This window comes from Cellulomonas fengjieae (genome assembly GCF_018388465.1).
GTDB classification, from domain to species: Bacteria; Actinomycetota; Actinomycetes; order Actinomycetales; family Cellulomonadaceae; genus Cellulomonas; species Cellulomonas fengjieae.
The window spans coordinates 2,980,710-2,993,518 of sequence record NZ_CP074404.1 but is presented as its reverse complement, the minus strand read 5'-3'; the positions used below and the strand labels follow the sequence as shown (position 1 = coordinate 2,993,518).

The window sequence follows — 12,809 nt, the reverse complement described above, 5'->3', positions numbered from 1 at the left end:
GCGACCCCGCGTGCCCGCCGGGGCCGGGGACCGGCACGCCGTAGAGTGTCGCGCGGTTCACACCCCTAGGAGCATCGTGTCGCCTGTCCTCACCGTCCCGCCCGCTCGTCGGCGGACGACCGCGGTCGCCGCGCTCGTCACCGGCGCGGCCCTCGTCCTCGGTGCGTGCAGCGGGTCGCCGACCGATGCGTCCCCCGGCCCCGCCAGCACGCAGCGACCGGTCATCGACGCCGCGAAGGTCGCGCCCCCGGCGCCCGTCGTGCCGCCCCGGTGGCCCCTCACCGGCGTCGCCGCCGCCGAGGTCTCGGCCCGGCCCGCGCTGGCCATCAAGATCGAGAACTCGGGGGAGTCGCGTCCGCAGACCGGGCTGGACCAGGCCGACGTCGTGTGGGAGCAGGTGGTCGAGGGCGGCATCAGCCGCTTCGTCGCGATCTACCAGTCCCAGGTGCCCGCCGAGGTCGGCCCGATCCGGTCGGTGCGCCCCATGGACCCCGCGATCGCCGCGCCGACCCACGGCCTGATCGCCTTCTCGGGCGGGCAGCAGCAGTTCGTCCAGGACCTGAAGAACGCCGGCCTGCAGACCATCAGCATGGACGCCGGCGCGGGCGGCTTCTACCGCAAGAAGGGGGTCGCCCCGGCACCGCACAACGTCTACGGCACCCCGCAGGTCTTCTGGGACCAGGCCGACGATGGCCACAGCGCCGCGCCGGCCACCCAGTTCGTGATCGCCAGGACGGCCGAGAAGGCCACCGCGGTCGTCGCCGGCGGCGTGTCCTCGACGGTCGCCGTGCGCCTGTCGGGCTCCGCCCTCCCGACGTGGACCTGGGACGCCGGCACGGGGACGTGGCTGCGCGCCGAGGGCACCGCGCCCGCGACGCTCCGCTCGGGCGCCCGGATCGCGGCGGCGAACGTGGTGACGCTGTCCGTGCGGCTGGTGGACTCCGGGACGCGGGACCCCGCGGGCAACCCGGTCCCCGAGACCGTGCTCGAGGGCACGGGCGAGGCCACCGTCTCCAGCGGCGGGCACACCGTGACCGGGACGTGGACCAAGACGGGAACGGACGCGGTCCTCGCCCTGACGACCGCGGACGGTGCGGTGCTCAGCCTCGCGCCGGGCATCACCTGGGTGGAGCTGGTGCCCAGGGACTCGGGCGCGGTCACCATCAGCTGAGCCGGCCAGGTCGGCTGCGAGGACGCAGCACGCAGCACAGAAGCACCCAGCACAGAAGCACCCAGCACGGAGCACGCAGCACGCACAGGACAGGGGAACGGCAATGACGACGACACGACGCCACGGGCGCGCGGTTGCGGCGCTGGTCGCGACGATGGCGCTGGCGCTGGTGGGCTGCAGCTCGCCGCAGGACGCACCGCAGACGCCGGACCCCGTCACGGTCGGCCCGACGATCGCGCCCGACAAGGCGGCCGCCCCCGTGCCCGTGGTCCCGCCGGTCTGGCCCCTCACGGGCGTGGCGGGCGAGCCCGCGGCCCGGCCGTCGCTCGCCGTGAAGATCGAGAACACGGCCGTTGCGCGTCCGCAGACCGGGCTCGAGCAGGCGGACGTCGTCTGGGAGACGATCGTCGAGTTCGACGTCTCGCGGCTCATCGCGGTGTACCACTCCCAGGTCCCCGGTGAGGTCGGTCCCATTCGCTCGGTCCGGCCGATGGACCCCGTGATCCTCGCGCCCCTGCACGGGCTGCTCGCGTTCTCCGGGGGGCAGCCGGGCATCCTCGACCTGGTCGCGGCCAGCGGTGTCCAGATGATCAGCCACGACGCGGGCGCGCCCGGTATGTACCGGGCCCGGGACCGCGCCGCTCCGCACAACGTCTACGGCACGCCGACCACGTTCTGGGGCGTCGCCGACGCCGCCCACCAGGCCCCGCCCGGCGAGCAGTTCACCTTCGCGCGCAGCGCCGACCGCGCGGCGGCCGTGGTGGGTGGCACCCCCGCGGGGACGCTCGCCTTCCGGCTGTCACCGGCCTCCAGCCCCACGTGGTCGTGGGACGCCGGCACGGGCACGTGGCTGCGGTCGGAGGGGAGCACCCCCGCGACCGCCCGCAGCGGCGCGCGGCTGTCCGCGGTCAACGTCGTCTCCATCACGGCCGACCACCCCGCCACGGGCTTCGGCGCGCAGGGCGGCGCCGCGGTGCCGACGTACTCGCTGGTCGGGTCGGGCGACGGCGTCGTCGCCTCGGGCGGCAAGACGATCCCCGTGCGGTGGCAGAAGGACTCGCAGGACGCCCCGATGCGGCTGTTCACCGCCACCGGCGCACCCGCGGACCTGGCGCCGGGGAACACGTGGGTCGAGCTGGTGCCCGCGGGGACGGGTTCGCTCACCGTCAGCTGACGTCCGCGGTGTCCGACCACGGGATGACACGCGCCCGTGCACGGGCCACCCGTGGTGTGGACCGAGAGGGTCCTCGGGGCCGATGCCCGCGCGGGGGTGCCCCGGCCAGGCTGGACGCATGGCCACTCTCACGCACCACCAGCCCGGGTCCGCCGAGCACGACGTCCGCTCGGTGGGCGCCGTCATCGTCTCCGCCGTCGTGCTCGTCGCCCTGCTCGTCGGCGCCGCGGGCGTCGTCGGCTCGATCGTGGACCTCGCCGGCTGGGCGATGTCCGGCCGCTAGTACGCGTACGGGAAGCCGGACCAGTCGGGGTCGCGGTGCTGCAGGAAGGCGTCGCGGCCCTCGACCGCCTCGTCGGTCATGTACGCCAGCCTGGTCGCCTCGCCGGCGAACACCTGCTGGCCGGCGAGGCCGTCGTCCGCGAGGTTGAACGCGAACTTGAGCATGCGGACCGCCTGCGGCGACTTGGTCGCGATGATCCGCGCGTACTCCAGCCCGGCCTCCTCGAGCAGCGCGTGCTCGACGACGTCGTTGACCGCGCCCCACGCGAGCGCCTGATCGGCCGAGTACTCGCGGGCCAGGAAGAAGATCTCGCGGGCGCGCTTCTGCCCCACCTGCCGCGCGAGCAGCGCGGACCCGTAGCCACCGTCGAACGAGCCGACGTTCGCGTCCGTCTGCATGAAGCGGGCGTGCTCGCGGCTCGCGATGCTGAGGTCCGCCACGACGTGCAGCGAGTGCCCGCCGCCTGCCGCCCAGCCGTTGACCAGCGCGACGACGACCTTCGGCATGGTCCGGATGAGCCGCTGCACCTCGAGGATGTGCAGCCGTCCCGCGCGCGCGGGGTCGACATCCTCCGCGGAGTCGCCCGAGGCGTACTGGTATCCCGAGCGGCCGCGGATGCGCTGGTCGCCGCCCGAGCAGAACGCCCAGACGCCGTCCTTGGGGCTGGGGCCGTTGCCGGTGAGCAGCACGGTGCCGACGTCGGAGGTGGTGCGTGCGTGGTCGAGCACCCGGTACAGCTCGTCGACGGTGTGGGGCCGGAACGCGTTGCGGACCTCGGGCCGGTGGAACGCGACGCGCACGACCGGAAGGTCGCGCGCGACGGCTCCGGCGGACGCCTGGTCCGGTGTCGGCCGGGCGTGACCGCGGTGGTAGGTCAGGTCGGTGAGGTCCTCGAACCCGTCGACCGTGCGCCACCGCGTCGGGTCGAAGGTGTCGGAGACGGGGGCCGGCAGTGGAGGCAGGGTCACGGCGGCAGCCTAACCGCGCCGACGCAGTCTGGTACATTCGTACCAGAATCGTGCGCGGGACGGCGGGGACTGCCACCCGGCGCGCACGGGGCGCCCGAGGGCGTCGGCAAGGAGTCATCACCATGGCGTGGATCGTCCTCATCCTGTCCGGCATGCTCGAGGCGGGCTGGGCGCTCAGCCTCAAGGCGTCCGACGGCTTCACCCGGCTCTGGCCGAGCGTGGCGTTCGTGGTCCTGCTCGTCGGGTCCATGGGCGGTCTGAGCTGGGCGCTGAAGTCGCTGCCCGTGGGGGTCGCGTACGGCGTCTGGGTCGGCATCGGCGCGGCCCTGACCGCGGTGGTCGCCATCGTCGTCTTCGACGAGCCCGTCTCGGTGCTGAAGGTCGTCTCGCTCGTGCTCATCGTCGCCGGTGTCGTGGGCCTCAACCTCTCCTCCGGGGGTGCGCACGAGTGAGCGAGCGGACGGTCAGCGCCAAGGGGGCGCGCCGGCGCGACGACCTGGCCCGGGCCGCCGCCGCGCTCATGCTGCGGGAGGGGCCCGGGGCGCTGACGCACCGCAGGGTCGCGGCCGAGGCGGGGGCGTCCGTGTCGGCGACCACCTACTACTTCGGCTCCCTCGACGACCTCGCGGCGGCCGCCGGCGGCGCACTCGCGGCTGCGTGGGCCGAGCACGCGCGGGCGGTGGCCGCCGACGCGCCCGCGGTGACCGTGCGCCAGGACGCCGGCCGGGCCGCGGGCGTGGTGGCGGACGCGGTGCTGCCCGACGGCGACGACGCGCGGGTGCGCAGCTACTACGAGCACCTGCTGGGCGCCGGACGCCACCCGGCCCTGGCCACGGCGTTCGCCGGCGGGCGCTCGGTGGTCGACGAGGTCGTGGGCGGGCTCGTCGCGCGCGTGGGGGCCCCGACCTCGGCGGCCGTGACCATCGCGCTGGTCGACGGTGCGGTCGTCACGGCCCTGACGGAGCAGCGTCCGGTGCGGGTGACCGCGCGCACCCTCCTGGTCGAGGCGTGGGGCGCGTGAGTCGGCCGTACGCTGACGGCGTGCCCCGCCACCCCGCTGACCTGCATGTCTGGTCCGTCCCGCTGCGGACCCGGTTCCGCGGGCTCACCGTCCGCGACGGCGTCCTGCTGCGCGGTCCGGCGGGCTGGGCCGAGTTCAGCCCGTTCTGGGACTACGACGCGACGGAGTCGGCCGCCTGGTGGCGTGCGGCCCGCGAGGCGGCGGACGTTCGCTGGCCGGCGCCGCTGCGCTCGCGGATCCCCGTCAACGTCACCGTGCCCGCGGTCGACCCCGAGACGGCTCACCGGATCGTGCTGGCGTCCGGCGGCTGCCGGACCGCGAAGGTGAAGGTCGCCGAGCCCGGGCAGTCGGTGGCCGACGAGATCGCCCGCCTGGAGGCGGTCCGCGACGCGCTCGGCCCCGGTGGAGCCATCCGGATCGACGCGAACGCGGCCTGGGACGTGGACACGGCCGTCGCCCGGCTGGTGGCGCTGGACCGCGCGGCCGGTGGCCTGGAGTACGCGGAGCAGCCGGTCCCCGGCGTGGACGGGCTGGCAGCACTGCGCCGGCGGACGCACGTGCCGATCGCAGCCGACGAGTCGATCCGCCGGGCCGACGACCCGCTCGCGGTCGCCCGGGCGCACGCGGCCGACGTCGTCGTGCTCAAGGTGCAGCCCCTCGGCGGGGTCCGCGCGTGCCTGGACCTGGCCGAGCGGATCGGCCTGCCGGTCGTCGTCTCGTCCGCGCTGGAGTCCTCGGTGGGGCTCGCGGCCGGCGTCGCCCTCGCGGCCGCGCTGCCGGAGCTGCCCTACGCGTGCGGGCTGGCGACCGCGCAGCTGCTGTCGGCGGACGTCGTGACGGACCCGTTCCTGCCCGTCGACGGGGCGCTCGACGTCCGTCGGCCGGAGCCCGACCCCGCCCTGCTCGCCGCCGCGGCTGCGGACGACGACCTGACCGCGAGGTGGGTCGACCGCGTCGCGGCCGTCGAGGCTCGGGCATGATGGCGGGCGTGACGCGTCCCGACCCCGATCCCGCGACCACGGCGGCCCGGGTGCTCGTGCAGGCGCTCGCCGCCCTCGGCGTGCAGGACGTGGTGCTCGCACCCGGCTCGCGCAGCGCCCCGCTGGCCTACGCACTCGCCGACGCGGCCCGCGACGACGCCGACCGCCCCGCTCACGCACCGGGCCTGCGGCTGCACGTTCGCGTGGACGAGCGGGCAGCCGCGTTCCTCGCCGTCGGCCTCTCGCGCGCGTCTGCCCACGGCGCCGGCGACCAGGTGCAACCGCCCCGGCCCGTCGCCGTGGTCACCACCTCCGGCACCGCCGTCGCCAACCTGCACCCCGCGGTGCTCGAGGCGCACCACAGCGGCCTGCCGCTGATCCTGCTCACCGCCGACCGCCCGCACGAGCTGCGCGGCACCGGCGCCAACCAGACCACCGACCAGGTCGGCATCTTCGGCGGCGCCGTCCGGCTCTCGGTCGACGTGCCCGCCCCGGTCGGCCTGCCGGACGAGGCGCGCGGCCTGCGCCGGACGGTGTCGCGCGCCGTGGCGACCGCGACCGGCGCCCGCACGGGCGACCCTGGTCCCGTGCACCTCGACCTCGCGTTCCGCGAGCCGCTCGTCCCCGGGGACGCACCGTGGCCGGAGCCGTCGACGGCGGGTCTCACGCAGGTCCAGGCGCGCACCGTCTCGGCTGCCGTCACGGGGTCCGTGCCCGCCGTGGGCGACCCCGCCACGCCGGCCCGCCGCGGCGTGCCGACCGTGCTCGTCGCCGGGGACGGCGCCGGACCGGCCGCACGCCGCCTGGCCGAGGTCAACGGGTGGCCGCTGCTGGCCGAACCCTCCTCCGGCGCTCGCGGCGGCAGCCACGCGATCGCCGCCTACCGGCTCCTGCTCGAGCACCCCGTCCTCGGTGGCGCGGTCCGCCGGGTGGTCGTCCTGGGGCGGCCGACACTGTCCCGGCCCGTGCAGCGCCTGCTGGGCCGCCCCGACGTCGAGGTCGTCGTGATCGCCCCGCGCGGACGCGACTGGCCGGATGCGGCCCGCAACGCCACCGACGTCCTGGTCGACGTCCCCGCGCGCATGCGGCAGGGCCGGATGCCCGCTCCGGCGGGGTGGCTGGACGCGTGGCGGACGGCCGACGCGGCCGCGGGCGCGGCGATCGACGGCGTGCTCGACGGGCTCGACGTCGGCCGGCGCTCGCGCAGCGGCACCCGGGTCACCGGGCCGGCGCTCGCGCGCGTCGTGGCGCAGGTCAGCGGGGCGGGCGACGCCCTCGTGATCGGCTCGTCGAACCCGGTCCGGGACCTCGACCTGGTGGCGCGCTGGGACACGCCTCCGGTGGTGCTGGCCAACCGCGGCCTCGCGGGCATCGACGGCACGGTGTCCACCGCGGTCGGGGCGGCGCTCGCGCTGCCGGACCGACGGGTGCGGGCGCTGCTGGGGGACCTGACGTTCCTGCACGACGTCGGGGGCCTGCTGCGCGGACCGCTCGAGCCCGCCGCGCACCTGCAGCTCGTCGTCGCCAACGACGACGGCGGCTCGATCTTCGCGACGCTGGAGCCGGGGGAGCCGGACCGGGCCGACGTGTTCGAGCGGGTGTTCGGCACGCCCCACGGCGCCGACCTCGCCGCCCTGTGCGCGGGGTACGGGGTCCGGCACACGCGGGTCAGCGACGTGGACGGCCTGCTGCCCGCGCTCGCCGCGCCCGGACCAGGCCTGAGCGTGGTCGAGGTCCGGGTCGACCGTCTCGGACGGCGCGCGCTGGGCGAACGGCTCGTGGCCGAGGCCGCGCGGGCGGTCGACGCGGCCGTGGCCCGCTGAGCTCCCACGAGAAACTCGCAGGAAACTCCCAGGCAGCGCGAAGGGTGCCTTCAGCGCGCTCGGGTGTGATGGTCATCGACGAGAGGAGCCACCCCATGACCACGACCCCTGACAACGGCGCGACCCAGCCGCTCGCTGCCGGTCAGCACCCCCAGAACCAGGCCACCCAGCCGCTACCCCCCGTGGGCGCCACGCGCCCGCACCCGACCAACCCGTTCACGCCCCCGCACCCCGCCGCTCCGGCGGACCAGCGGGCCGCGTACGAGGCCGCCCAGCGGGCCGGCCAGGACCCGGCGACGCCGCACGGTCCCGGCACGACCCCGCCCGGCGAGGTCCCCGCGCGGCGCGAGCGCAGCATCTGGCTCCCGGTCACGGGCGCCGCGGCGGCCGCCGCGATCCTCGCCGCCATCGCCACCGCGGGCATCACGCACACGCTCTCCGACGGTGACGCGTCGAACGACCGACCGGCCTCGCTGGCCACCATCGGTCGGGAGGACAACGACAGCGTCCCGGTGGCGGGCTCGACGGCCGAGAACCCGAACTGGGAGGCCGTCGCCGACGCCGTCCAGGAGTCGGTCGTCGCGATCCAGGTCAGCGACGGCAACGGCAGCGGCTCGCAGGGCTCCGGCGTGATCGTGGACGAGGACGGCCACATCGTCACGAACAACCACGTCGTGGCCGGCGCGGACGGACAGGTGCAGGTCACGCTGACGGACGGTCGCCTGTTCCAGGCGGACGTCATCGGCACCGACCCCACCACCGACCTCGCGGTCATCAAGCTCACGGACGCCCCCGACGACCTGACGCCGGCAGAGCTCGGCGACTCCTCCGGGGTCGCCGTCGGCCAGCCCGTGATGGCGGTCGGCAACCCGCTCGGGCTGGCCAACACGGTCACCACCGGCATCGTCTCGGCGGTCGACCGGCCCGTGTCCACGTCGGGCGACAGCGCCGACGAGGCGATCGTCACCAACGCGATCCAGATCGACGCGGCCGTCAACCCCGGCAACTCGGGTGGCCCGCTGTTCGACGCGGAGGGCCTCGTGATCGGCATCAACTCCTCGATCGCGACGCTGTCGAGCCAGTCCGGCTCGATCGGGCTCGGCTTCGCCATCCCGGTCGACCTGGTGAAGAACATCGCGACGCAGCTCATCGAGGACGGCACCGCGGAGCACGCGTTCCTCGGGGTGGGCCTGTCCGACGGCACCGCGACCGCGGACGGTGTCACCCGGCACGGTGCGGTCGTGGAGTCCGTCAGCGACGGCTCGCCCGCCGCCGACGCCGGCCTGCAGGTCGGGGACACCATCGTGGCGATCGACGACCAGGCCGTCGGCGGCGCCGAGTCCCTGACGGCGTACGTCCGCGAGCTGGTGTCCGGCGCGAAGAGCACCCTCACCGTGGTGCGCGACGGGCGCACGACGGAGGTCGACGTGACGCTCGCCGTCCGTCCCGAGACCACGACGCAGCAGCCGCAGGAGGGTCAGGGCAACTCCCAGGACCAGCGCGGCGGCGTCCCCGAGGGGCTCAGCCCCGAGGAGATGTGGGAGTGGTTCCAGCAGCAGGGAGGCGGCCAGGGCTGAGCTCGGGCCGTCACCCACGGACCGCCGGCGACCGCCGGGTCGTTCCCCCCGACGGACCCCGGTCGCCGGCTCGCAGGCGCGGTTCCGCGAACCGCGCAGCCCGTCCCGGTCCGCGTCCCCTTCGGACCGGGACCCGGTCACTCGGCCGGGACGTCAGCTGTCGCTGGCGTCCCGGCCGAGTGCGTACCGCATGGGGACCAGCTTGGCCTCGGACTCGGCCAGCTCCGCGGGCGGGTCGGACGCGGCGACGACGCCGCAGCCGGCGAACAGCCGGACCTTGCGCGGGTCGTCGGGGTCGATCGCCGCCGAGCGCAGGGCGATGCCCCACTCGCCGTCGCCGTCGGCGCCGAACCAGCCGACCGGTCCGGCGTACCGGGCCCGGTCCATGCCCTCGATGGCGCGGATGAGCTCGCGGGCCGCCGTGGTGGGCGTCCCGCAGACGGCGGCCGTGGGGTGCAGGGCCGCAGCGAGCGACAGCGACGACGGGTGCGCCGCAGCGCCGGTGGGCGCGGTGAGCACGCCGGTGACGTCCGACGCGAGGTGCAGGACGTTCGGCAGGTGCAGCACGAACGGCACGTCGGGCACGTTGGTCGACGAGCAGAACGGCTCGAGCGCCTGCGCCACGGAGCTCACCGCGTACTCGTGCTCCTCCAGGTCCTTCGACGAGTGCGCGAGGATCGCGGCCCGGGCCACGTCGGCGTCGTCGTCGCCGGTGCGCCGGATGGTCCCGGCCAGCACGCGCGACGTGACCAGCCCCTTCTCGGAGCGCACCAGCAGCTCGGGGGTCGCGCCCACCATGCCGTCCACGCTGAACGTCCAGCACGACGGGTACTGCACCGCCAGCCGCTCCAGCGCCCACCGAGCGTCGACCGGGTGCTCGGCACGGGCCTGCACGTCGCGGGCGAGGACGACCTTGTCCACCTCGCCGGCCCTGATCGCGTCGATCCCGCGGGCGACCACCTCGCGCCAGCGGTCCGCGCTGACGGCACCGTCGGTGTAGACGACCCCGCCGGGGTCGAGGGGCGGCACGCGCGGCCCGACGACGTCCGCCAGCCTGGGGGCCGGGCTGAGCCGGGGGCCGCTGGTGATGGTGGTGAGCCAGGTGCGTCCGCCTCGCCGACCGACGACCACCCGGGGCACCACGATGACGCCGCCGGCGGGGGACTCGTCGTCGAACGCGAACGAGCCGAACGCGACGGGGCCCGTGCCGGGGAGCTGGACCTCGTCGCGCACGATCGCGTGCGCGAGGACCTCGTGCCAGACGCGCTCGGCGTCCGCGAACCGGCCGGCGCCCGTCACGGTCACCCGCATCGTCTCGCCCCAGGCGACGAGCCCGTCGCCGCGCCGCACCCACGCGAGGGGGCGTTCGGTGGGCAGCAGGTCGAGCAGGTCGTGCGGGTCCGGCGTTGCCGTGTCGCCGAGGTCGTCCAGCGGGACCGTCCTGACGACGAGCGGCTGCGGGACGGCGTCCGCCGGGGCCGATGTCTGCGTACTCATCGGTCCAAGCGTATGCCTCCGGCACCTGGGTGCCCTGTCGTGGACCCGTCGCGGACCTGCGACGATGGACACATGTCCCGCGCCTCCCTCGACAAGGACCCCCAGGACGTCGCCGCGATGTTCGATGCGGTGGCCCATCGCTACGACCGCACCAACGACGTCATCTCGCTCGGGCAGGACCGCTCGTGGCGCAAGGCGACCCTCAAGGCCGTCGGCGCCCAGCCCGGCGAGACCGTGCTCGACCTGGCCGCCGGGACGGGGACGTCGTCCGAGCCCATGGCCGACGCGGGCGTCCGGGTGATCGCGTGCGACCTGTCCGTGGGGATGCTCGAGGTGGGCAAGCGTCGCCGCCCCGACCTCGCGTTCGTCGCCGGTGACGCGCTGCACCTACCGTTCGCGGACGAGTCGTTCGACGCGGTCACGATGTCGTTCGGGCTGCGCAACGTCAAGGACGTGGGCGCGGCGCTCGAGGAGCTGCTGCGGGTGACCAGGCCGGGCGGCCGGCTCGTCGTGTGCGAGTTCTCCCGACCCACGTTCGCGCCGTTCCGCGCGGTCTACCAGAACTACCTCATGCGGGCGCTGCCGCCCGTCGCGCGCGCCGTCTCCAAGGAGCCGGAGGCCTACGTCTACCTCGCCGAGTCGATCCGCGAGTGGCCGGACCAGCACGGGCTCGGCATGCTGATCAAGCGTGCCGGGTGGCAGCAGGTGGCGTTCCGGAACCTGACGGGCGGCATCGTGGCCCTGCACCGGGGAACTCGTCCGGCATAGCGCGGACGGCCGCCGGGCCGGCGGGAGCCGGGCTGCCGGCTCTCGTCGCACCGCTTCTGGCGGGGACTCGAGCACGGCCGTGCGCGGGTTGCTGCGGGTATTCGTCGGGCAGCCGAGTCCGCAGGTCACACCGTGCTGCCCGGGGGTGGCCCGAGGTTAGGAAAGCCTTCGCAGACAGCCCCTGGGGGGCTGGTTACACTCGCCCAGAGCAGTGCGTGAACGACGTCACAAATGGAGTCCCGGTGAATGCAGTGCACGATGACGTGGACGTCATCGTCGTCGGCGCAGGCCCAGCAGGGTCCGCAGCCGCCTTCCACTGCGCCTCCGCCGGCCTGGACGTCCTCCTGCTCGAGAAGTCCGAGTTCCCCCGCGACAAGGTCTGCGGCGACGGCCTGACGCCTCGCGCGGTCGCCGAGCTCGTCCGCATGGGCCTGCCGCTGCGTGAGCAGGACGGCTGGATCCGCAACGTCGGGCTGCGCGTGCTCGGCGGGGGGCACCGTCTCGAGCTCCCCTGGCCGGAGCTGTCCAGCTACCCCTCCTTCGGTCTGGCCCGGTCGCGGATGTCGCTCGACCACACGCTGGCCGAGCACGCGCGGACCGCGGGCGCCAAGCTGCAGGAGCGCACCACGGTCACGGGGCCGGTGCGCGACGAGCGCTCCGGGCGGGTCATCGGCGTGCAGGCCAAGGTCGACGGGGAGACCGTCGAGTACCGCGCGCCGGTGGTCATCGCCGCCGACGGGGTCTCCGCGCGGCTCGCCACCGGGATGGGCCTCGAGAAGAAGATGAACCGCCCCATGGGCGTCGCGGTCCGGACCTACTTCCGCACCCCTCGGCACGACGACCCGTGGATGGAGAGCCACCTCGAGCTCTGGGACGGCGACAAGCTGATGCCCGGCTACGGGTGGATCTTCTCGCTCGGGGACGGCACGGCGAACGTCGGGCTCGGGTCGGTCTCCTCGACCGCCGCCGCGACGAAGGTCGACTACAAGAAGCTCTTCGCCACCTGGATGGCCAACGCACCCGCCGAGTGGGAGTTCACGCCCGACAACCAGGTGGGCCCCGTCAAGGGTGCCGCGCTGCCGATGGGCTTCAACCGCGGCCCGCTGTACGGCAACGGCCTGATGCTCGCGGGCGACTCCGCCGGGATGATCAGCCCGTTCAACGGCGAGGGCATCGCGTACGGGCTGCAGGCGGGCCGCGTCGCCGCGGACGCCATCGCCCAGGGCCTGGCACGCGGCACCGCCGCGGGCCGGGAACGTGCGTTCGCGACGTACGAGCGCAGGATGAAGGATGACCTCGGTGGCTACTACACGCTCGGCCGGGTGTTCGTCCGGCTGATCGAGCACCCGGAGGTCATGCGGGTCTGCACCCGCTACGGGCTGCCCCGACCTCTCGTCATGAGGTTCGTGCTCAAGCTCCTGTCCGACTGCTACGAGCCGAAGGGTGGTGACCTGGTGGACCGGGTCATCGCCGGCCTGGCTCGCATCGCCCCCGCAGCATGAACCCCGCAGCATGACCCCCGACCCGACCGAAGTGGAGTGACGCGC

General features: G+C 75.0%; 12 protein-coding genes. 10 read left to right on the top strand and 2 right to left on the bottom strand.

The features are described from left to right. Window positions 1-76 precede the first annotated feature (76 nt). From KG102_RS13815 to KG102_RS13805, 3 genes are all read left to right on the top strand, one after another. Window positions 77-1,171 (top strand): DUF3048 domain-containing protein, encoded by a 1,095-nt coding sequence (locus KG102_RS13815; protein WP_208288356.1) that lies wholly within the window; start codon window positions 77-79, stop codon window positions 1,169-1,171. 103 nt (window positions 1,172-1,274) lie between these two features. Then, window positions 1,275-2,345: a DUF3048 domain-containing protein gene (locus tag KG102_RS13810; protein ID WP_208288357.1), complete on the top strand. Its 1,071-nt coding sequence runs from the start codon at window positions 1,275-1,277 to the stop codon at window positions 2,343-2,345. A gap of 118 nt (window positions 2,346-2,463) precedes the next feature. Then, window positions 2,464-2,628: a hypothetical protein gene (locus KG102_RS13805; protein WP_208212351.1), complete on the top strand. Its 165-nt coding sequence runs from the start codon at window positions 2,464-2,466 to the stop codon at window positions 2,626-2,628. Here KG102_RS13805 and KG102_RS13800 read toward each other — a convergent pair. After that, window positions 2,625-3,590: a 1,4-dihydroxy-2-naphthoyl-CoA synthase gene (locus tag KG102_RS13800; RefSeq protein WP_208212683.1), complete on the bottom strand. Its 966-nt coding sequence runs from the start codon at window positions 3,588-3,590 to the stop codon at window positions 2,625-2,627. The genes KG102_RS13805 and KG102_RS13800 overlap by 4 nt on opposite strands. 128 nt (window positions 3,591-3,718) lie before the next feature. Between KG102_RS13800 and KG102_RS13795 the strand changes: the two genes are divergently transcribed. The 5 genes from KG102_RS13795 to KG102_RS13775 all read left to right on the top strand — a co-directional run bounded on the left by KG102_RS13795 (window position 3,719) and on the right by KG102_RS13775 (window position 8,997). Next, on the top strand, window positions 3,719-4,048 hold the full coding sequence (locus KG102_RS13795) for a DMT family transporter (protein ID WP_208212349.1): 330 nt from the start codon (window positions 3,719-3,721) through the stop codon (window positions 4,046-4,048). Then, the gene (locus KG102_RS13790; protein WP_208212347.1) at window positions 4,045-4,617 is read left to right on the top strand and encodes a TetR/AcrR family transcriptional regulator; all 573 of its coding nucleotides are present in this window, start codon (window positions 4,045-4,047) and stop codon (window positions 4,615-4,617) included. Before KG102_RS13795 ends, KG102_RS13790 begins: the two co-directional genes overlap by 4 nt. Before the next feature lie 20 nt (window positions 4,618-4,637). Next, the gene (locus KG102_RS13785; protein ID WP_208288358.1) at window positions 4,638-5,597 is read left to right on the top strand and encodes an o-succinylbenzoate synthase; all 960 of its coding nucleotides are present in this window, start codon (window positions 4,638-4,640) and stop codon (window positions 5,595-5,597) included. Next, complete coding sequence (gene menD / locus KG102_RS13780) at window positions 5,594-7,420, top strand: 2-succinyl-5-enolpyruvyl-6-hydroxy-3-cyclohexene-1-carboxylic-acid synthase (protein ID WP_208288359.1); 1,827 nt, start codon at window positions 5,594-5,596, stop codon at window positions 7,418-7,420. The genes KG102_RS13785 and menD overlap by 4 nt, the downstream gene beginning before the upstream one ends. Window positions 7,421-7,515: 95 nt before the next feature. Next, window positions 7,516-8,997: a S1C family serine protease gene (locus KG102_RS13775; RefSeq protein WP_243883895.1), complete on the top strand. Its 1,482-nt coding sequence runs from the start codon at window positions 7,516-7,518 to the stop codon at window positions 8,995-8,997. Between the two features lie 153 nt (window positions 8,998-9,150). Here KG102_RS13775 and KG102_RS13770 read toward each other — a convergent pair whose 3' ends face one another. Continuing rightward, complete coding sequence (locus KG102_RS13770; protein WP_208288360.1) at window positions 9,151-10,494, bottom strand: isochorismate synthase; 1,344 nt, start codon at window positions 10,492-10,494, stop codon at window positions 9,151-9,153. Window positions 10,495-10,566: 72 nt separating this feature from the next. Here KG102_RS13770 and KG102_RS13765 point away from each other — a divergent pair, with 72 nt between their 5' ends. Then, a complete protein-coding gene (locus KG102_RS13765) occupies window positions 10,567-11,262 on the top strand; it encodes a demethylmenaquinone methyltransferase (RefSeq protein WP_208212339.1) in 696 nt (231 codons plus the stop codon). 242 nt (window positions 11,263-11,504) lie between these two features. After that, window positions 11,505-12,764: a geranylgeranyl reductase family protein gene (locus tag KG102_RS13760; RefSeq protein WP_208288361.1), complete on the top strand. Its 1,260-nt coding sequence runs from the start codon at window positions 11,505-11,507 to the stop codon at window positions 12,762-12,764. Window positions 12,765-12,809 lie beyond the last annotated feature (45 nt).